This is a genomic window from Bifidobacterium sp. ESL1118 (genome assembly GCF_058505595.1).
Map to the genome: position 1 here is coordinate 1,832,645 of NZ_CP196371.1, position 21,742 is coordinate 1,854,386.

Annotated in this window: 17 protein-coding genes, 1 other RNA gene and 1 pseudogene; 9 read left to right on the forward strand and 10 right to left on the reverse strand. The window is 49.4% G+C overall.

From position 1 onward, the window contains the following. Window positions 1-3: 3 nt before the first annotated feature. Window positions 4-1,113, reverse strand: coding sequence for a hypothetical protein (locus ACSYSS_RS07470; RefSeq protein WP_491703392.1), 1,110 nt, complete (start codon window positions 1,111-1,113; stop codon window positions 4-6). Between the two features lie 82 nt (window positions 1,114-1,195). On the opposite strand from ACSYSS_RS07470, the gene ACSYSS_RS07475 reads away from it, so the two are divergent. The 4 genes and pseudogenes from ACSYSS_RS07475 to ACSYSS_RS07490 form a co-directional block, all read left to right on the forward strand. Then, on the forward strand, window positions 1,196-6,112 hold the full coding sequence (locus ACSYSS_RS07475; protein ID WP_491703393.1) for a type ISP restriction/modification enzyme: 4,917 nt from the start codon (window positions 1,196-1,198) through the stop codon (window positions 6,110-6,112). Window positions 6,113-6,179: 67 nt separating this feature from the next. Further along, window positions 6,180-7,496, forward strand: a complete 1,317-nt coding sequence (locus tag ACSYSS_RS07480) for an AbiH family protein (protein WP_491703394.1) — start codon at window positions 6,180-6,182, stop codon at window positions 7,494-7,496. 21 nt (window positions 7,497-7,517) lie between these two features. Further along, window positions 7,518-8,714 carry a hypothetical protein gene (locus ACSYSS_RS07485; RefSeq protein WP_491703395.1) on the forward strand — a complete coding sequence of 399 codons (1,197 nt, stop codon included), beginning with the start codon at window positions 7,518-7,520 and terminating at the stop codon, window positions 8,712-8,714. A gap of 39 nt (window positions 8,715-8,753) precedes the next feature. After that, window positions 8,754-9,053 (forward strand): annotated as a pseudogene (locus ACSYSS_RS07490) (DNA/RNA helicase domain-containing protein); the annotation flags it as partial. A gap of 63 nt (window positions 9,054-9,116) precedes the next feature. Here ACSYSS_RS07490 and ACSYSS_RS07495 read toward each other — a convergent pair. From ACSYSS_RS07495 to ACSYSS_RS07520, 6 genes are all read right to left on the reverse strand, one after another. Next, on the reverse strand, window positions 9,117-9,782 hold the full coding sequence (locus ACSYSS_RS07495) for a hypothetical protein (protein ID WP_491703396.1): 666 nt from the start codon (window positions 9,780-9,782) through the stop codon (window positions 9,117-9,119). A 77-nt stretch (window positions 9,783-9,859) separates the two neighbouring features. Further along, on the reverse strand, window positions 9,860-10,648 hold the full coding sequence (locus ACSYSS_RS07500) for a hypothetical protein (protein ID WP_491703397.1): 789 nt from the start codon (window positions 10,646-10,648) through the stop codon (window positions 9,860-9,862). Then, the gene (locus ACSYSS_RS07505) at window positions 10,617-11,315 is read right to left on the reverse strand and encodes an SIR2 family protein (RefSeq protein ID WP_491703398.1); all 699 of its coding nucleotides are present in this window, start codon (window positions 11,313-11,315) and stop codon (window positions 10,617-10,619) included. Before ACSYSS_RS07505 ends, ACSYSS_RS07500 begins: the two co-directional genes overlap by 32 nt. A 105-nt stretch (window positions 11,316-11,420) precedes the next feature. After that, the gene (locus ACSYSS_RS07510; RefSeq protein ID WP_491703399.1) at window positions 11,421-12,452 is read right to left on the reverse strand and encodes a virulence RhuM family protein; all 1,032 of its coding nucleotides are present in this window, start codon (window positions 12,450-12,452) and stop codon (window positions 11,421-11,423) included. 247 nt (window positions 12,453-12,699) lie between these two features. Beyond that, window positions 12,700-13,347, reverse strand: coding sequence for a DUF3800 domain-containing protein (locus tag ACSYSS_RS07515; protein WP_491703400.1), 648 nt, complete (start codon window positions 13,345-13,347; stop codon window positions 12,700-12,702). Between the two features lie 227 nt (window positions 13,348-13,574). Beyond that, window positions 13,575-13,799 (reverse strand): SDR family NAD(P)-dependent oxidoreductase, encoded by a 225-nt coding sequence (locus ACSYSS_RS07520; RefSeq protein ID WP_491703401.1) that lies wholly within the window; start codon window positions 13,797-13,799, stop codon window positions 13,575-13,577. Window positions 13,800-13,915: 116 nt separating this feature from the next. Between ACSYSS_RS07520 and ACSYSS_RS07525 the strand changes: the two genes are divergently transcribed. From ACSYSS_RS07525 to ACSYSS_RS07540, 4 genes are all read left to right on the forward strand, one after another. Further along, window positions 13,916-14,230: an acylphosphatase gene (locus ACSYSS_RS07525; protein WP_491703402.1), complete on the forward strand. Its 315-nt coding sequence runs from the start codon at window positions 13,916-13,918 to the stop codon at window positions 14,228-14,230. A 97-nt stretch (window positions 14,231-14,327) separates the two neighbouring features. After that, window positions 14,328-14,522, forward strand: a complete 195-nt coding sequence (locus ACSYSS_RS07530; RefSeq protein ID WP_491703403.1) for a hypothetical protein — start codon at window positions 14,328-14,330, stop codon at window positions 14,520-14,522. A 301-nt stretch (window positions 14,523-14,823) separates the two neighbouring features. Continuing rightward, the gene (locus ACSYSS_RS07535) at window positions 14,824-15,063 is read left to right on the forward strand and encodes a hypothetical protein (RefSeq protein WP_491703404.1); all 240 of its coding nucleotides are present in this window, start codon (window positions 14,824-14,826) and stop codon (window positions 15,061-15,063) included. Between the two features lie 50 nt (window positions 15,064-15,113). Continuing rightward, a complete protein-coding gene (locus ACSYSS_RS07540) occupies window positions 15,114-15,281 on the forward strand; it encodes a hypothetical protein (RefSeq protein WP_491703405.1) in 168 nt (55 codons plus the stop codon). 96 nt (window positions 15,282-15,377) lie between these two features. Here the strand turns inward: ACSYSS_RS07540 and ACSYSS_RS07545 are convergent, their stop codons facing one another. From ACSYSS_RS07545 to ACSYSS_RS07555, 3 genes are all read right to left on the reverse strand, one after another. Next, a complete protein-coding gene (locus ACSYSS_RS07545; RefSeq protein ID WP_491703406.1) occupies window positions 15,378-16,790 on the reverse strand; it encodes a phosphatase PAP2 family protein in 1,413 nt (470 codons plus the stop codon). Between the two features lie 135 nt (window positions 16,791-16,925). After that, window positions 16,926-17,021, reverse strand: an RNA gene (gene ffs, locus ACSYSS_RS07550) — signal recognition particle sRNA small type. Between the two features lie 817 nt (window positions 17,022-17,838). Beyond that, window positions 17,839-18,981, reverse strand: a complete 1,143-nt coding sequence (locus ACSYSS_RS07555) for an inositol-3-phosphate synthase (protein WP_491703407.1) — start codon at window positions 18,979-18,981, stop codon at window positions 17,839-17,841. 220 nt (window positions 18,982-19,201) lie between these two features. Here ACSYSS_RS07555 and ACSYSS_RS07560 point away from each other — a divergent pair, with 220 nt between their 5' ends. Next, window positions 19,202-21,676 (forward strand): transglycosylase domain-containing protein, encoded by a 2,475-nt coding sequence (locus ACSYSS_RS07560; RefSeq protein WP_491703408.1) that lies wholly within the window; start codon window positions 19,202-19,204, stop codon window positions 21,674-21,676. The last annotated feature ends 66 nt before the right edge of the window (window positions 21,677-21,742 follow it).

A 21,742-nucleotide genomic window follows, 5' to 3' on the forward strand; every position in this document is an offset into this window, starting at 1 on the left:
TCTCTAAGCTCGTAAATCCCATTGAAATTGGTAAGCCATAAGCGACGTCAAGCACAGAACCCCCTGAGCTGCATTCGTCTTGGAAAACTGCTGTCGGGGAATACTATGAGCAATTGCATGACGTGAAAAACTTTGAGGCATGGGGTCTCCTGGATAGTAAGTGACAAACACTGAGCACAATGGCATAAGAGCAAGATAAAAACGCAAATTCTGAAGGGGAATATCATTTACCGATTGTACGGATTCTCGGTTTTTTAATTTTATGAAATCTTGCATTGGATTACTTAGCTGAGTCCTCAGAATTTCGAGCATATTCGCAATAAGACTCTCTCCCGCTTCTAGATGTCCATCACGCAATACCTTTATTGCTTCTAATAAAAGTTGGGAAAACCATTGTTCTTTCTTTGAATAGTCTGGATCAAGTGGCAATTCTTGAGCATTCTTAACAGCTTTTTCACAGTCATCTAAGATATTTGAAAATTTCTTGCAAAGAATTGCTCTACGCTTCTGAGTTGTATCTGCTCTCAATAATTGGTCGATAATTGTTGAACGTAAAACAAAGAATAATGCTATTCCATCGGTTAATTCAATTTCTCGAAAATTAGGAAATTCGCACTTTTCTTTAGTCGCAAGAATGTTTCGCGGACATAAATTCGAATAAGTCCGCAAAGACTGAGATAAAGCTTCAAAAGCCTCTCCTAACCGTGGGCCTATCACTAATTGTTCTTGTTGCAGAACCCGAAATGTATTCGTTATATTTTGCAACCTGGAGGTAATATCACTTGTTACAGATTTTGCTATCGCTGCAGTCATCAGAGATAAATTCTGATTTAGCTCTTGCATAATTCCCGGAAAAACACTCGCTATCTTTGTCCAAGAGGCTTGTACTGATTGTAAACTTTTGACAACACTGTTTCCAAGTATTCCTTTATAATTAGGCATTACTATATTTATAGGAACTTTAACTGCTGGAACTAGGTCAATTAAATTTGCTACCCAAAAATTGTTTGCAAAGGCAGAAGACAAATTCAAATTCCCACCAGCAAATTTGTTCATGTTATTTTTGTTCATATTAGCTGATCTAGGAGTGTTGATTTCACCGTTGTTTTCCATAATCCTAGTTTAGTGCGTATCTCATCTAATGCACCCGCCTCACGGTATCCTTGAAACCATAACTGAGCGTAGGGAGTGCAACATGTCCATTGACGAAATCTTCGCCAAAATCGTGGCTGATTCGGCTGATAAGCGTGAGCAGGGCACAAGGTTCGAGCGAGCTGTCGAGTTCTTCCTGCGCAATGATCCAAGTTGGTCGAATCGCATTGAAGATGTATGGATGTGGGACGACGCTCCAACAAACCACGGCAAGCAAGATACCGGTATTGACCTCGTCGCTAAAGACGTTGACGGCTCGTACTGGGCCATTCAGGCAAAGTGTTACAACAAGACTCTGAGCGAGCACGACGTATCCACGTTCTTCATGAATGCAGGAACTGACAATATCTATGGTCACCTTATGCTGGCTGATACAGCACCTGCTTACACCATCAATCTTGAAGACTTCACCCGTAACTTTATGAATGCTTCGGGCAAGGAGTTCACTCGTCTCGACCTTGACACCATGCGTGAGTCCAATCTTGACTGGGACGCATTCATGCATGGTAATACAGTCAGTAACAACCGAACTGTGTTTGAACCACGCCCTCATCAGCGTGAAGCCATAGACGCGGCTACCAAAGAACTTTCCACAGCCGACCGCTGTTCACTGGTTATGGCGTGCGGCACTGGCAAGACGCTGACATCCCTGAGACTCACCGAAGAACTACTCAAAGGGAGCGGCACCGTTTTATATCTGGCTCCTTCTATCAGCCTTGTCTCACAGTCAATGCGTGATTGGGTCAACCAGGTGCACGGCAAAATTCATGTGTATGTCGTCTGCTCGGATCATCATGCCAGTGACATAAAACATGATGAGTCATACGGCCAGCTGACCGATATTCCTTTCCCTGCAACAACCAACGCGCATACCGTCGCCGAACGGTTCCATAAACAAGATGATGCCCTTAATGTCATCTTTTCCACTTACCAAAGCATCGATGTCATTCATGAGGCACAGCAGCAAGGACTCTTCGACTTTGATCTGACCATCTGCGATGAGGCTCATCGCACCACAGGCGTACTTGACAACGACACTTCCTTTACGAAAATCCATGACAAGGATTTCGTCCATTCAGCCAAACGCCTTTACATGACCGCAACCCCACGCATCTTCGACCAAAGCGCCAAGAACAAAGCCGTGCAAGGTGCTGTCGAAATCGCCAGCATGGATGATGAAAAGACTTATGGGAAAATAGCCTATCGTTTAAGCTTCGGCAAGGCCGTCGATCTGGGCTTACTCACTGACTACAAAATCGTTGTCATGCAGGTTACCGAAGACATGATGAGTTCGACGATGCAACAGCATTATGGCAAAGGCGCTGGTTCTGAATTGCAGCTCGATGACGCAATGAAATTTGTCGGTTGTTGGAAGGCTCTGTTCGACAGGCGTCACGCACAGGGAGTCAGCGACCTTATTGACAAGAGCAGTCAACCATACGAGCAAAATCACGATGACGCAAAGCGCGTTCTTCACCATGCCATAGCATTCGCCCCTTCTATTAAGGCATCCAAGGCATTGACCAACAAATTCCGTGCGGTCATCAACGACTATACAGGTTCATTGGAAAAGACCGCAGAGAACAAAGATATGATTGAGGCCGGGCAACAGGTCCAAGTTGAAATCGACCACGTTGACGGTGGTATGGATGCACAGACCCGCCGTACTAAGCTGAGTTGGCTAGCTGGAGACACCGCAGACAATGAATGTCATATCCTCTCCAATGCTCGTTGTCTCGCCGAAGGCATCGATGTACCTGACCTCGATGCAGTCATGTATCTTTCGGCTAGGAGAAGCCGAGTCGACATCATTCAGTCGGTCGGCCGCGTGATGCGCAAGTCACCAGGTAAAGAGTTTGGCTACATCATTATCCCTGTGGTAGTACCAGTTGGAGCCGACCCAGACACTGTGCTTTCCTCAGGAGCTTATGACACCGTATGGGAAGTGGTACGTGCTCTTCGAAGCCATGACGAACGCCTTGATGCCATTATCAATGCAGCCGCACTCGGAGACACTGACAGCCTTAAACGTATCGTCGAAGTTGAAGTGCTTGACAAGACCAAACTGCATCTGCACAAGAAGCGTCCGAACACCCCGACTCCTCCGATTGGAAGCAATGTTGACCCAGGCACTATTGACGGCGGCAGCGACGAATCAGAATTAACCGGATCTTCTGCTATGCAGCCGGAATTTGATTTAGTTTCCAGTGAGATGGCTCGAAACATCAACGCCGAAATCGTACGTCGTTGCGGCACTAAGATGTATTGGGGCGAGTGGACGGACGACATAGCCAGCATTGCCAAACACCGCATGGATGAAATCACTCATCTTGTCGATACAGGAGCAGCTAAGGAATCATTCTCCTTATTCGTACGTGGACTACAGGATTCACTCAATCCGACATATTCTGAAAAAGACGCTATCACAGTTCTTGCTCAGCATGAAATCACCAAGCCTATCTTCCAGACTCTGTTCACCAATAAAGAGGTCTTGGAAGGCAATCCGATTGTACGTGGCCTTGATCGTGCCCTTGATTCCCTCTATGCCGCAGGACTTCCACCGACCATTGATAACCCTACATTGAACGATTTGTACTCATCGGTCAGGCTTTCCGCAAGCCAAGTACAGAGCGATGCAGCCAAACAAAATCTCATCAAGGAAATCTACAACGAATTCTTCACGAAGGCGTTCAAAGACACCGCAGACAGCCTCGGCATCGTCTACACACCCGTCGAAGTGGCGGACGCTCAGCTCCACATGGTGCAACGAGCACTACAGAAAGAATTTGGACAATCTTTAGGTGATAGGAACATTCATATTCTCGATGGCTTCGCCGGAACAGGCACCTATATTTGCCGTCTTATCGAAGACAAAACACTAATCCCAGACGAAGCCCTACCCTACAAATACGAACATGACCTGCACTCCAACGAAATCGTGCCTCTAGCCGCAACCATCATGGATATCAACATCGAACAGTCATATCACAAACGCATGGGTGGCGAATACAAACCGTTCCCCGGCGCACTTCTGACCGATACCTTCCAAATGCATGAGGAAGGCGACACACTTGATGATGCCATGTTCACCGAAAACACCGAACGTGTTAGAAAACAAATAGATTTGCCGATTAAAATCATCATCGGCAATCCGCCCTACCGTGCTGGTGACAGTGACAACACCGGTAATCAGAACACCAAATATCCGTCACTCGACAGACGTATTGAAGAGACATACGTCAAGAACTCCGATGCTACTCTCAACAATTCACTGTACGACCACTATATTCGTGCGTTTCGATGGGCATCCGATCGTATTGGTAACTCCGGCATCGTCTGCTTCGTCTCAAACGGAGGCTGGCTCACTAGCGTTTCAGGAGCTGGAATCCGCAGATGCTTTACAAAAGAATTCAACAGTATCCATGTCTACAACCTTCGCGGTAATCAACGTACCCAAGGTGAGGAATCGCGGAGAGAAGGAGGCAAAATCTTTGCCTCAGGCTCTCGTGCCACCATCGCCATCACAATGCTGGTCAAGAATCCCAGCTCCAACGAACACGGCGCAATTTATTACCACGACATTGGCGACTATCTGGATCGTGAAACCAAACTCAGCATCCTAACCGATGCGAAAGCAGCCGACCCGGACTGGCATCAGCTTACTCAGGACAAGCATGGCGATTGGCTCAATCACCGAGACGATAGCTATCTTGATTTCATCCCCATGGGAGTTCAAGAAGGCAATAACAAACGCCCAACTGGCTTATTCTCCACATGGTCCGCCGGAATCAAAACCAATCGTGACCCATGGTGCTATAACTCGCAAAGAGATGAAGTCGCTAAGAACATGGAAGAGACAGCCAACACTTATAATTCAGAGCTCAAGCGCTGGCAGGATGCTGGAGAGCCCACTGATATCAACAACTTCCTGACATCCGACGAGACCTCAATCAAATGGACATTTGAAGTACTACAAGATATCAAGAGAGAACGTAAGGCTAAGTATTTTGAAAGTCATATATACCTAGCTGAATATCGTCCATTCTTCAAACAGTGGCAATATATGGATTCACAATTTAACAACCGTACATATCTACAACCACAGTTCTTCCCATATGCGGAAGCTCAAAATCTAGAAATCATCGTTGGTGAACGAGGACCTTTTATCAGCAAGAATGTACCTGATCTAGAAATTAACCATCATGGACAAGCATTCCCCATGTATTGGTACGACTTTACAAATCAAGACAGCGAACTTTTAAACACCGACAACAAAGACTCTGCCGATTCGCATAGTTATATTCGTCATGAAGCCATCACCGACACCGGCCTTCGCGTTTTCAGAGAAGCATACCCACATCAACGTATCAGCAAAGAAGATATCTTCTACTACGTTTACGGTATCCTGCACAGCCCTGAGTACCGCGAGCGCTTCGGTAACAACCTCAAGAAGGAGCTGCCGCGCATTCCACTCGCCAAGGATTTCAAGTCATTTATGAAAGCTGGACGTGAACTTGCTCATTTACATCTGGACTACGAGTCAATTGATAAGTGGCCAGTACATGAAATCGGCGACAGCACGAACCCCGGTCGTACAGAAAAAATGAAGTACCCGAACAAAATCAAAGATCCAAAGACAGGTAAGAAAGTTCCCGATAAAACGGTGCTTCAGGTAGCTGAGAATCTCACCATCGAAGGCATACCGATGCGGGCGTACGATTATGTGGTCAATGGCAAATCTGCCATCGGCTGGCTCATCGATCGCTACCGCGTCACCACCGATAAGAAGTCCGGCATCGTCAACAATCCGAATGCGTATTCCGACAATCCACGCTACATCGTGGACTTAGTCGAAAGTGTCATCACCGTAAGCATGAAAACTCTAGACATCGTTGACAGCCTTCCCGCCTTGGATGAACTTCCTCAGCCCGCCAACTGGCCCGCCGAATGGAGAAACTAATCACCAGTCTATTGCAAGTCTCAAAATCTGGGACACACAACCCATTTAAATCAAAAGAAGCTCAAACTTGAATATCAAAAATGTAACTGCAACACAGCCACCCTACTCGCCGATAAAGCATCAGCTCATTGTCCTAGGGAATGGATTTGACTTAGAATGTGGCTTAAAATCAAAATTCAAGGATTTTTTCGCCTCCGAACGTGAACCAAGACTGAATATCGACAATAATCGAATTCCTGATATATCTAAGAATGGCGGTTTAAATACCGCTTGGGGTGCTTATATTCAAAAAAATCTTACCGTTTGGGATTTAATTCTTGAGTACAGCGAAAATAACTATTGGTACGATGTTGAGAACGCAATTTGGCAATGGATAAAACCAGCAGAGCCAAAAAACAATAAGAACTATAAGAATCCAGATACTATCGACAAAAACGTTAATAATGAACCACTCACTGCTGTCATCAAACTTTTCAAAACTACCCGAACTGCTTCAGAAACAGGAATAAATGATTTACCACAACCTTTGAGAATTTTCAGCCCTGAATCTGTCAACGACTATCTGCTGGAGCCTTATGACAAAAGCACACGAAATATGTTATGGGCTGTAGCAAAATACATATATCAGACAAAACCTGTTTCAGAAATTTTAAACCCTAACACCAAATTACGGCCGTACTTATTAAATTTCCTCTACACTGAACTACATCGATTTGAATCAGCATTTTACGTTTACCTTAAACACGAATTAAAGCGCAATCGAGACTATCAAAAGCAGGCTACCCAAGTATTTAATGCATTAAGCAAAGATGAATTCCCATATAGAAATTCACGCAACACATCCGTATTGGATTTCAACTATACAAGACCAAACAGATTGTTAGGACTAGGGAAATACTGCATTAACATTCATGGAAGTATTCGTACTAAAAACATCGTTATTGGGGTTGACGGTACAGATTATATGTCCGATTCCGAAATAGTTCCTTTCACCAAAACATATCGTCTATTGGCATTAAAACATCCTCTCCCCGGCGTGCTCTTCCCTGAGAGCAATTCTCAATTAGAATCACTCGACTTAATCAAATTTTATGGTCATTCTTTAAATCAAGCTGATTATTCATACTTCCAATCAATTTTCGATAGTGTAAATCTATATCACAGTCGAACACGCCTCATTTTCTACTACAAACAGTATTTACAGGATGATGGCTCATTGTGTCCATTAGAAGTCGTACAGCAAGAAATGTTCCAAAATGTTACAAAACTACTGAATCATTACGGAGAAACTTTGGACAATAAAGACCATGGTAAAAACCTCATGCACAAGCTACTGCTCGAAGGCCGTCTTACTGTAAGAGAATTCAAATATTCGAACATGTGAAAGTGCTTTCAAAGGAGGAAAATGACAAATACCTACGGAACGCGACAACATTGGCTTCCAGCATGTGTAATCGGTCGTTTCGGAACCTCTACCAAAAGCAAGCAGGATAACGATGCACATCGAAATCGCATTGTAACCGTACGCCGTAGGGGAGCTAACAAACTGTTCCAGAATAAAGCGTCCAAGCTCTGCCTCAAAAAAGGAATGTACGACATCTCACCAGAAACTGCCAAACAGTACGGAATGTCGATCAAAACCACGATTGACGAATGGGACTATGAAAACGATATGCCATTCGTAATTAACGGCATATTGCAGGGCGGTACTCCTGATCTTGATTTATTTGTTCATGTGTTGGTTCCTTATGTAGCAGGACTATTCATGCGAGGACAAGACTATGCTGAACGACAAGATGCCATACCGGAAATTCAGTATCTTCGCAACCAGGGCAGTATTTCTCCAGACAATACAACGTTTTCACGGATTATTCACTTGCAACGAATCCTTTCAATTATCTTGACAGCAGAATGGACTTTTTACTCCCCCACAGAGAACAACAGCAACTTCATCATTAACGATATCGGCATGTGTCACGGACATGATGGAATTACACCATGTTGGCTTATCCCACTTGACCCTAAATTGATGGTGATTATGAAACTCCGCAAAAGCAGGGAAATTGCAAAATATGGGACAAAATTTAACCAGAACGGTGAGCCAATAATTCACTGGAATACGCTATTTTGCAAGCGCTTAGTTGATAAGCAAAAAGTTGATGACGCAAATCAAGCATTGCTAAACGACTCATTGTCGTTCTGCATGGGGGAAGAATTAAAGAATCTAACTAGTATTCCATTTCTTAAATTAAAATCAAATGAGTATTCTCAACATTTATCCTATAGTTTAGGTCTAGAAAACTATCTGACTGTTGGCGAACGTATTGAACACGAATTTGAATGGTATACAGTTTCACGAATTGCTGCAGAAAATCTACCTCCGAATAAAGTCCATTCTTTTACTTGGAATCGGCCTTATCAAGGAAACTATGTCGAACACTGGAAACCTTGGATGCCAATTATTCCCGCCAATATTATGTTGTCTCCTTCAGGCTTAAAAGTTAGGAAAAACATAATGACAATGGATCTGCACGAAACAACGCCTTTTAAACCTTTGCATGAAGATAATGTTCTTTCTGAAAATATGAGGGAAATACAGTAACTCCATTATCAAAAAAATCAAGCGCAAGTGTAGAAACTGCCATACACCATCGGCGAGGTCGGTTCCACGTTCACCATCCAGGGCTTCGACCTCAACTACGCCGGGGTCATCATCGGGCCATCAGTGAAATACCGCGACGGCAGAGTCGTCTTTGACCTCACGGCCAGCAAGAACGACAAGGCCACCAACACTCGCAAGGACCTAGGCAACTTCGCCGAAGAGAACCTCAAGAACGAACTCAACGTGCTACTCAAGCGCGGCGTCCACGGCCTCTACCTCTTCGCCGTAGACCCAGCGTTGCAGCAACGGCTCATGGACGTGTACCAGGGATCACATTAAGCTGAGCACTAATAGCTCCACAATAGCTACTTCTCAGGCAATAACTGTATCTTCAATACAGTCTTATTTACCACTGCTCTTCTTTTTCCTATCATTAGACAAATCTGACGATGACGATAAATCGTTAATCCGAATCCGCAGCTCCCCTGCTACTTTTCTTTGTTCTTCATGTAAATTCTTATGCCGTTTATAGTTCGAATACGCATTTTGGATACGTTCAAAATAGTTTAGCTTTTGAGGAACTGTACCAAACAAACTCAACTGCCGGTATTGACACTTATGCAAACGCGTTGGCGCGCACGACCAATGCACTCCGATTCCTGCTTCAGCAATACGACTAGCTGAATTAGGAAAGCGGATGGTCACGAAACAACGCATCGTTTCTCCTGTGAGTTCTGGCAAGTTCCGTACTTGAGCTTGAATCCACCTTGCATTTAGACTAGTCACTGGCGCTTCATTCAAACGACAATCCCACATCGTCGCTTCGCAACCAATTCCTTCCACGCTTACATTAAACGCCTTCCCATCACCAGCATTAACGAGAAAGCCCACAAATTGTGGCTTAGACTTTCCATCACTAAAATCAGGAAGAATGTTCTCGCCACCATACTGCAACAAAACCAATGGTTCGGCTTCTGGTTGTCGACGTGCGTTATAGAAGAAAGTAGCAACTGAAACAAGCAGTGCAAAAAACGACAGAATTATCGTCAGCCAATCCTTACTATCCACCGTAATACTTCTCCTACTATTCAACAGTATGAAACCACTCAAAAGAAAATTCATGCAACACAAGACATTTACTTAGCTCACGCTCCTTTAACGAAAACAGAGCCAGGAGTTTCATCTACTACGCTAAGCACGATATCATTCGGATTGTGAGGCTGCGCGCTATACGCAATTTGCGCATTAACCGCGGTAAACTCACGTATTGTTTCTCCAGCCTCATTCAGTTGAGCAATCTTTATTTTCCCTCGTTTTTTAAGGATTTCATCTAACTGTTCAACAGTTACAGGTTTCCCCAACTCTGAATTATTAATTTGCTGTGATAGATTCTTCGCACCTTCCCAAACAGAATTGTTGGCAATTTTACCCGGATCTTCCGGCGCCCTTAACACTATGTGTGACCCCTTAAGCTGCAAGCTCCAAAAATCCTGATACCCGTTTCCATTTTCCGTACGAGCCATTGCCAACGCACAAGAGCAAGAATTTTCATCAGACAATATATGCATTTTTAGATTCGCTGCCATTGTTTCGATATGATCAGCAACAAATCGCTCCAGACAGCTCTTACCACCCCATCGCCGGACATTCTTTTCCTCAATAGTCGTTGCATTCATTGCCCTTTTCGTCAATGATTTCCTGTCAATGCGTCCCGGGTAGTAATCAACAATATTAAGTGACGTATTATTCGCTTTAATTACATTACCTAGAAGTTCAGAGGTAACCCCATCCGTTTGTGGTAACGAATAACCCATTAACGTGATTGAAGAAGCATTACGAATAGCATTGTATGCATCTCTCCACAATGATCGAGTTAAATATGGGTGGTAGTACTTTGACTTTTCAGAAACAGGCGGAATAAGAAAATCTATCAAGACCCTGTATAGAGTGATCTTCGGCTTGCACAGAATCCCTTACTGGCACTCTTCTTAATGACGAACCCAGAGAGTCATCTGCAGCCCAGTACCAATTCAACGAACCATGCAATTTCATTATTTGCATACTTTCAAGAGATGGTACCCGAGTAGCAATATCCAAAACAGTATTACCTATCTCGGCACTGGGTCTAGGAAATACACATTGATCTGCATAAATAGACTCAGCTTGTGGGCCCTCGATAACAAGTGGCAACACCTTATTAATTGCTTGCTCTAGTAAAGTATCATAATTAAAGGTAATAATTTTCGCTTTTTCAATAATCCAGATTTCAATCAATTGCCGCAACCAAAAAGGAAACGTGGCGGAACCATTGTTTTGTATTATATTATCCAACTCATCTGCAATTAAAGAGACAAGTAGTTCCGCATCTGCTGCACGCTGTAGATTTTCGTAGCTCTTCTTAAACGGCATATCCTCTGATGCAAGTGAAAGCCACTGTTCAAAAGACTGGCCGTCATGGAAGCCAATGTCTCGATTGGTCTTTTGTTTAAATTTCTCTGTAACTGATAAACCCAATTCATCCATCAAAGGCATTTTCTTATTAATCGCCTTTGAAAAGCCCGCACCAAGAATATAGACTGGCCTAGTCTCTGGAATAGTCATACTGAAATAATATCAATATCATATAGTAAATTTGCCACGAAACGAGATTTCGTCGACTCTATATATAAGTTACGCTTCTAGATTGAAACCTTGCAAACTCTGGCGTTACTTCCCCTCCACCTGCCTCATGAACTTGTCGAAGTCTGAATTCTGCGTCTTCTCGAACTTGACGTACTCCGCCTCGGCCTTATGGTCGGCCTGTTTTCTGCTTCGCGCACCACGGCCCTGCAACACCTTGCCACCAGTCAACATGATGTATTGGTCGCAGAGCTCCACGCACTGAGCCATCGTGGTCACAGTGTGGTTTCGCACCCTCAGCTCGGCGGCATCGAGGAAACCGGAAACCAACTGGTTCAGATGGCTGATCTCCTCCTGGCTCAGGTAATTCTTCGCCACGGTCACGTCACTGGAATGGATGCGCCCCTCAGGTGAGCCTTTCCAACTGGTCAGCCCCATATTCGGCTTGTCCGCGTCCGCACGTTCATCGATAATCTCGGCTGCGGTATGCCCGCTGACGGCGTAGTGGAAACGGTTCTGCACGCTGGCGAAAAAATCACGCGCCGTCTGCGAATTCTTGTCGTAGTCCACGCTGATGTCTTCAAACAGGTCGGTGATCTTCTGGTAGAACCTCCGCTCCGAGGCGCGAATGTCGCGGATGCGCCCAAGCAATTCCTCGAAATAGTCATCGCCAAACGGCCGGCCGTTCTTGAGCATGTCGTCATCGAGCACGAACCCCTTGATCACGTACTCCTTGAGCGTCGCCGTGGCCCATTGCCGGAATTTCGTGGCCTGCAAACTGTTCACGCGGTAGCCCACTGCGATGATGGCATCGAGATTGTAGAAGGAAACTTTGCGCTCAACCCTTCTGCCGCCTTCATTTCGAACTTGTACAAAAATTGTACAAGTTGCCTCACGCGTCAGTTCTTGTTCATCGTAAATGTTCTTTAGATGCCGAGCGATAGTCTGCGGACTAACCCCGAATAGCTCAGCCATTCCGCTCTGCGGCATCCAAAACGTCTCGTCGCGATACGTCACCTGCACCGGCACATCGCGCCCGTCCTGCTTGTACAGCACAATCTCGGCCTGCTGGGTCCGAGCCGGCTGCCCAGCTGTCTCACGATTATTCTTATCCACCATCGCACCACACCTCCTCGTCAAAACGAAATTTCCCTATGACCTATTATCACATGAATCACCCTTTTATGACGAGCATTACACTTCTAAATTCAACCCAATACTTGACCATGTATAGCAAAATACGCTATACTAAGCTGTAAAAGTTCCACTCGATCGATAAGAACTCCGGGAGTTCTTCGCAAAGATTCATCTACAACGATAGGTCGAGTGGTCATTCTCTTTTTATTGCTGCTATATCTTGCTTATTTCAAGACAATCTGATCTCCTCATAAGAGATTCCATCATTATGATCATCCAGTATCTCACGAAACTCGTGTTTGCCGGATTCCAAATCCACGAATGCTGCATGAGCAATATAGTCGGCAACCTGCCCATTGAAATCAAAATTCACACTATGAAAATAAATGTTGTACGTACAAGGATGTGGCATTGATTTCAGCTCCGTCTTTATTGCAGCCAATGCTTGCGATTTCTTCTTCCCCTGCAAAACAGAATCAAAAACGAGAATCACCTTGCAGTACAAGCTTCCTGCATCCGCAACAATACGACGACTGATTTCACTGCAAGTTTTGGCATAGATCTCAGCCTCAGTCTGCTCAGAGACAATGTTCCGCTTGTCCGCATAGACGACGAATGCCGAAGCACGGTCAAAATACGAATCATGAATAGTGTGCAGAACACGTCTCTGCACGCCCTTTTTATCCTGTGTAGCGTGGAAATGAGGCTCATCAACGTTGCGCGCCAAAAACTCATACTTGAGTCTTCGCAAACAGCGAGAGGAAAAATCCGGATCATCAGTCAATGCGGCAGCCATGACAAAATAGTTGGTGCCCCTGTCTGCACTGGCAAGGTTGCCGGATTCGTCAAGAAAAACATACAGAACTTCATTATCCATGTATTTATGATACCCTATGTCGCCGTAGCCCACTGCAGGAACTGCATTGGTCACAGACTGTTCGCATGGCGGCTCACGGCGATACTGACATCAAGAGCGTGGAAGGAACCCTGCGTTATCCCCCTAGTTTGAACCATTGCAAAAATGCAAAAGTTCAACCTAACGTGCAGGCGTTGCCCGCACCCAAACCAGCACGCCGCACCCAAGCGAGCGCACGCTTGCACTGTCTACTTGTCCTTTGACACCTTGCCGCCGTCGATCACGAATTCGGCGCCGGTGCAGTAGCTGGACTCGTCGGAGGCGAGGAACAACACCAGATTCGCCACCTCTTCGGGCTTGCCGATGCGCCCGAGTGGGATGCCCTTGAGCTGCGGGTCCCAAATCTCCGGATTCTGCTCCATCGACTGACGGATCATGTCGGCCTCGATCATTCCTGGGTGCACAGTTGGCACGGATGCTGTAGTCTCCCAGCCAGTGGGCGTCCACGCCAAATTGCACTGGCAGCGGCCACGGCTATGGTTACAGTGAACCATGTTATCGAACGGCATCAAGCGCTCAAGGAGAGAAAGTGACCGATTATTTAGAGACCGTGCGCATCCACGCTGCGGTGACAGGCCGTGTGCAGGGCGTCGGTTTCCGCTATTTCGCCGTCACCCAAGCCCGCAGGCTTCACATCATCGGCTGGGTGCGCAATCGTTTCGACGGTGCCGTGGAAGTCGAAGCTGAAGGCAGCCGCAACGCAGTGTCAACATTCGTGGCACAGCTCAAAGTAGGACCTGAATGGAGCCACGTCACCAATGTGGATGCCACTGAAATCCCAATCGCCGCTCCCCACTCCCACGGTGCGAGCCAACGGTTCGAAGTGCGTATGGACGCGCGCTGACCATACCTCTCACCCAACAGCGGAAGCATTGTGCGGCACGAGCACGAACGTCTATGCTGGAGAGTGAGTAGTGATCATCAACGTCGAAAGGAGCATTATGGATATCAAGAAGGAAGCCCAGGGCCTGGCGAACAAGGTTTCGGAAGGCGCCCAGAAAGCCGCAAACTCAGCTTCGGAGGCCGCGAAGAAGGTGGCGGACAAGTCGAAGGAGGCCGCCGCATTCGCCAGCGACAAAAGCGATGATCTCGCCGGCAAGGCCAAGGACACCGCCGACAAGATGAAGAAAAACTGACTTTTATCTGTCCTTCCCGGACTTGCGCCGACTCGTTCAATTCAGGCTCAGTCAGCATGGGAATCGAACCAAATCGGCGCCATACAATGAAGTTCCAGCCAGTACGGATATCACACTGTGCTGGAACTTCATGTTTTGAACGCCCTGCCTTATTTCATTTGCGTTTCAGCCATTCCTTTCATCTCCAATAATCCGCTGCGTCCCGCAACGCGAATGATTCAAAACACCTGAGCACTTATCCACAGCATCCTCGCTCGAACATGCATTACGCAGACAAGCACAGCCCAAGGCAGGCGCAATTATGCTGTTCAATAAATTGGAACAAATCTGCACCTATATAGCCAATGACCTTACAGCAGAGGAAATCGTTTATCCTGCATTGCACTCGGAATTGCTGGAATTCATAAAGCAAAATAATGAACTGTTTACCATGGCCACTACTCCTAATACTCCATTCGTCAATATACATCTCATCCTGAAACGTTGGCAAAACCATTCTGAACAAGATAAGCTGAAACAAACAACAGATGGCACTGGCTAGCAGACTGAACATACATTATGTGTTGCATGCCAAATGTAAAGGAGGCTATCATGAACAATACAGAGAAGTCGGCAGAGGAAACCGTTCAAAAACTCATTGCTGAAATCGATGCTGAAACACGTAAGAGCCTCGCAAAGGCAAAGGCCGAGTCTTGGAAAGACAATATCTTTGCCGATTACGAGGAGGTGCAACGTAAAAAGTGGCTTCAAGGCCGCTGATATGGTAAGAGACGCTTTTCATTGAGACAAACTCAACATTTGCGCAGATGCATGCGTGCAGCGCCCTATGCGATTGCTTTCGCAGACAACCTTCCACTACCGTTCAACGGGAGGAGCGGGAGGAGCGCCGATAAGACCAATCTTGCTCAATGGCGCGGCGGTCAGATGACGCACGGCAAGCAGCAAACCAAACGACAATGATGTCAGACCTGTGATGCATATCAATGTGGAAGAATAGGCTCCGCTGAGCGCCCACATCGCCCCAATCCCAAGGCCTGGGAAGATGTTCCACAGTACGAAGACACCATACAACGTAAACAGAACGCCAAAGGTGATCATCACACTGGCCACAATCTGAATACCTGCCGACGAGACCCGCGTGCCCGGCTCGTCCATGCCGGACGACCGTGTGAAGGCGAGCGCCAGAAACGCCACGCCACAAGCCAACAGCATCGACATAACGACATCGGTCGGCCGGTGCCACCGCCCCACCACCAACGAAACCGCCACCAACGCCGAATACGAACCGCCTATCAGTGCCACCACCGCCCGCCAGACCCGGGGCACAGCAATGAGCAGCACGATGCTGGCACCCATCGCCAATAGGGTATGCCCGGAGGGAGCGCTATTTGAGGGCTGGGAATAGGTGTGCACCAACGACGGCCGGGGCAGCACACGCTTGAACCAAGTCAGAGCGTAGCAGACAACGCCAAAAACTAGGCCCTGCCCGAACAGCCACCAACGCTTGCGAACGACGATGACGATGAACGCCAGCACCGCCATGATAATGCTGATAGCAGGCACCGCCTTTTCCCGCGAAAGCATTGAGGAAACAACCACCACCCAGCTGGGAATGTTGGACTTCAACCCTTTCCAGACCATGTCATCATAGTGCTGGCCGTATGGCGTATGGACACCGGCCCAATAGACCCCCGCAGCTGCAGCGAAATATACCAGTGAAAGCGCCGCACAGAGCACAATGGAGGCTATGCGTGGGCGCTTAAGCAACGGGTCCTTCAACATTGCCGAAGATGGACCACCCTCAACTTCAGCGTTGATGCGATCGGCCGATTGTGCGCTCGCGGTACCGCCGGCTGCCTCAACCTGTTGCGTGTTTGCAGTCTCGCTGACTCCCTCAGCCATGGCTGCCCGTTTCTTCTTCCTACCCTGCCTGCCGCCACGACGGCCCTTCGGCTCAGGCTCAGACGTCACATGAATGATGCGTTGAGGTATATCGGCACCATTGACCGTTCGATCAGACTCAGACGAAGCCTCCGCACCAGAATTCGATGGCACCAAGTGCAGTTCTTCTGCACCAGACGCGGCAAACGCCGGTGCCGAAGCAGATGACGGGGCTGAAACGGATGGGGCTGCGGGCACGGAAACGCCGGATTGCTCCGAAGACCGACCTGAATGAGCACCAGGCTGAACATTGGATGCAGGCGGAGCCGGAGGTGCAGACGAGGGCGCGGCTGGCTGCTGATTCTGGTCAAAATTGCTATCGGTCATATGTAGAACTGTAGACGAGGAGTGCCGACAGCGGCAAAGCCCTGAGCATAGCTAATTCAGATGGAGGAAATAATATCATCACAATGGCATCGTCGCCATGGCACACTACAAAAACTGACACAGAGAGAACAAGATAGAAGTAAACCTTCACGCACCCGTCAGAGGCCGCTTACCCTTGCTGCATTCCTGCCCTGGGGGATTGGGCGACGTAACGCCACGTGAAGGCCTTACTAGTATACCGCACCCCACGAACCGGCCACCAATCAGCATGAGCAATGGCATTTACACATCCACGCAACCCTTCCATGCCGACAGACTAGGCCATCAAACGTCACTATTTACCTCACAATCCAAACGCAACGACAGATAATGCCAGATAACGGCATAAATTGCCGTAGATTGATTAAATGCCGACAAACCATGCCGTAAAACGTCACTAATCACCGCGGAACCAACACACGCCGACAAATCGTACCATCAAACGGCACTATCTACCGCAGCTCATTCCTACGACTACTCATCGTGCTAGTTAACGTCACTAATTGTCGTGCCCGATATTGAGGCCGACAAAAAATGCCATATAACGTCACTCATTACCGCAAATACATGCAGTACCGACGAATAATGCCACAATACGGCACTATCTACCGCATCTCAATCAGACACCGACAGATTATGCCATCAAATGTCACACATTACCGCAACCGAACAAAACGACTACACATCATACCAATGAAGGGCATTATTTACCGTGGGAAACACCGAGGCCGACGGAGTATTCCATCTGACACGACATAAATCACAGGGCAAGATGACATCTCCCGCGCAATGGTGACCTCTGGCGGCATAAATCACGGGAAAACAATGAAGCTCCCGCAAACAGCGACGCTTTCCAGCGCTAATTGCGGGAACATAACGCAAACCGCCGCAGTCAGGAACGGAGGATTGCGTCTATTGACTGCGAAAAGGAAGGACGGGCATACAAAACTCCCGCAGTTAGTGACGTTGCCGTCCAGAACTGCGGGAGTTACGTTAACGCTTCAAAACCTCAGGCGTGCCAGACGTCCTTGCCGTTGGCCTTGGCATCGGCCACATCGGCATTGAGCTGGTCCTCGGTCTTCTCCACGTCGCCCTTGATGTATTCCTCAACGAGCTGACGTGCCTCGTTGTCCTCATGCTGCACAGCCGGGGACTTCATGAAGTAGGAGCTCGGCGCGAGAATCGGGCCGGAGAGGTGACGGTCGAGCGCAATCTTGGCGGCGCGCACGGCATCGATCACGATGCCTGCGGAGTTCGGCGAATCCCAATCCTCGAGCTTGTACTCAAGGCTGATCGGCACATCGCCGAAGGTGGTGCCTTCCAAACGCACAAACGCGAGCTTGCGGTCGTCGAGCCACGCCACGTAGTCGGACGGGCCGATGTGCACGTTGTGCGGATCCATGTCGTGCGGCACGATGGAGGTGACGGCGCGGGTCTTGGAGACCTTCTTGGATTCCAGGCGCGAGCGCTGCAGCATGTTCATGAAGTCCATGTTGCCGCCCACGTTGAGCTGGTACGTACGGTCGAGGCGCACACCGCGGTCCTCGAAGAGACGGGCCATCACACGGTGGGTGATGGTGGCGCCGACCTGGCTCTTGATGTCGTCGCCGATGATCGGCACGCCGGCATCGCGGAACTTCTGCGCCCATTCAGGGTCGGAGGCAATGAAGACGGGCAGGCAGTTGACGAAGGCGCAGCCCGCATCCATGGCGGCCTGTGCGTAGGCCTTGTCGGCCTGCTCGGACCCGACGGGCATGTAGCTGACCAACACGTCGACCTTCTTGTCGCGCAGCACCTGGGCCACGTCCACCGGCTCCTTGTCGGACTCGGTGATCATCTGCTTGTAATACTCGCCCAAACCATCGTAGGTCGGCCCACGCAGCACCTCGACGCCCTTGTTCGGCACGTCGCAGAACTTATAGGTGTTGTTCTGGGAGGCGCCGATGGCCTCGGAGATGTCCTTGCCCACCTTGAGCGCATCCACATCGAACGCGGTGACGAACTCGATGTCGCGCACGCGGTACCCGCCGAACACGTTGTGCATGAGGCCGGGGATCTTCTCATCGTCCTTTGCGTCCTTGTAATACTCCACGCCCTGAATCAGCGACGAGGCACAGTTACCAATGCCTGCCACAGCTACGCGAATGCTCATTGCGACTCCTCTTATAAGTCCAATTTCTATGTTCCAAAACTTCATTTTAGCGCAGACCTTGTAGAACGGCATCTCAAGCCAATTCACTGCAATCATTTCTAAACTGTGATCATTCGAGCGCTGCCGACAGTCGCACCTGCCGTCCATCACACACAAATGGCCGCACTTTGGCCCTGAGCAAATCAGCAGTTGTTCAGGGGGAACGGTTAGCGTAGTCCCTATGGCAACCAGAAGTCAGAAAGCTTCATCCTACGGCGAACACGCCGATGCTAGGCGTACTCGCCAGAGCACGAGCAGGCGCGGGGATGCATCGCGCCAAGGCGGCACAGGAAGATCCTTAACCTCAAACCGTAGACGCACCGTACAAAGCCGCAGCACGACGAGCTACTCCACCGCCGGCGGCAACCAGGCGCCAAATGGAGCGCGCCACAGGTCGAACACGAATGATTCGCATCGCCGTTCCGGTTCATATCATTCGCACAGGAGCGCCAATTCACACCAACGCAGAGGGAATACACCGCGCAACGGCAGACCAGGCAAGAGCAAACATCTCGTGCTCAAGTGGACGATCGGCCTGTTCGCTGCTCTTCTTGCAGCGGGCGTGGCAGCCTTCGCGTACCTCTACGTCACCACCGAAGTGCCGGCTCCGGAAGCAATGGCCATGGCCGCCAGAACCACGGTATACTACGCCGACGGCACCACCCAGATGGGCAGCTTCGCCGAGCAGAACCGAGACATCATCAGCTGCTCCGCCCTGCCAAAATACGTCGGCCAGTCCATCGTCGCCTCCGAGAACCGAAGCTTCTACCAAGACAAGGGCGTGGATTTCAAAGGCATAGCCCGCGCCTTCCTCAACAACGTGACCGGCGGGGACAGACAAGGCGCCTCCACCATCACCCAGCAGTACGCCGAGCGATACTACATGGGCGACACCCACACGTACAAAGGCAAGGTAAAAGAGGCCATTCTCGCCCTCAAAATCAACCAGACGCAAAGCAAGGACGAGGTGCTCTGCAACTACATGAACACCATCTATCTGGGCCGTGGCACCTATGGCATCCAGGCAGCGGCGAAGACCTACTTCAACAAGGACGCCAAAGACCTCACGGCATCCGAGTCCGCGCTACTGGCAGGCATTATCCCCTCCCCCACGAACTGGGACCCGGCGGTGAACGCGAAGATGGCGCAGAAACGCTACACCCGAGTCATCACCGCCATGCGTGACGAGCATTACATTTCAAACAGCGATTTCAAGAACAACCAGACCATGCCGGCCACACAGCCCGTGCAGCAGCAGCCCAACTGGTACGCCGGGCCGCAGGGCTACCTCCTGCAGATGGTGCGAGACGAGCTGGTGAACAGCAAGACCTTCACCAAGAACGACCTCGACACCGGCGGCTACAAGATTGTGACCACCATCGACAAAGCCAAGCAGGACACCATGTTCAACGTGGCCAGCCCCACGAAAGACGGCGCGGGAGTGGTGCCGGCAGGCGTGCAGATCGGCGGCATGAGCGCCAATGTGAAGAACGGCGCGATAGAGGCCGTGTATGCAGGCGACGACTACCTGGCCAAGCAGTACAACAACGCCACGCAGGCCAAGTACGAGCCAGGCAGCACCATGAAGCCGTTCGCGCTGCTCGGTGCCATCCAGTCAGGGGTGAATCTCAACACCATATTCAACGGCAACTCCCCGCGCACCTATGCCGGCATCTCGGCCCCTGTGCAAAACTACGCCAACACCAGTTGGGGCTACACCAACCTCTACAACGCCACAGCGAACTCCATCAACACCGTGTTCATGGATGTCCAAGAGCACCTAGGAGCCAAGACGGTGGCCCAAATCGCACAAAACGCAGGCATGGACCCCAAACTCGTCACCGGCTCCAACCCCTTCACCGTGCTGGGCAACGACGGCGTGCACATCAAGGACATGGCTCAGGCCTATGCCACCATCGCCAACCAAGGCAACAAGCCGACGCTGCACATCGTGGCGAGTGTGAAGGACTCCACCGGCAAGGAGATGTACAACGCACCGGTGAGCACCACACAGGTGTTCAAGGCCAGCGACACGGCTCTGGTGACCAAGGCCATGACCGGCACCGTGCAATACGGCACGGCCACGGAAGCCAGAAGAATCGGCAGGAACATAGCCGGTAAATCAGGCAGCGCCAACGACGAGACGGCCGGCAGCTTCGTGGGGTTCACCCCAAGCATCGTCACCGTGTTCGGCATCTGGAACCCCGATGCCAACGGAAACCCACAAGTGGTGCCGCGGTTCGGCAGCTTCGGCGACACCGCCGACTACCCGGTGCACCTCTTCACGAAGTACATGAGCCAGACACTGGCCAACTCGCCCAATGAGGATTTCCCGACCGCAAAAGACACGGGCAAGATCGGCGGCTCGGACGGCACTTGGGGCACAGGCTCGGGCTCGGGGACTTACAGCTACAACAGGTTGGGCACAGGCACGCAATCGAACGGCAATTCCGGCACTGCCAATCCGGACGGCAGGCAAGAAGGCAACGCAGGCGGTTCCAGCAGCAGCACAAACGCCAACAGCGATTCGAGCGGGAACAGCGGGACGAATGAGCAGCAACCAGCGACTCCCACGCCCGAACCCAGCCAGCCTCCGACCAATCCGCCCTCAGGCGACCAGACCGGTGAGTCCGCCGGCCAATCATCGGGTCAATAGCCCACTCTGTTTGTCCGTTCTGCCCGACATCACGCCAACATCCGACTAACCGGACACAATCTGAGC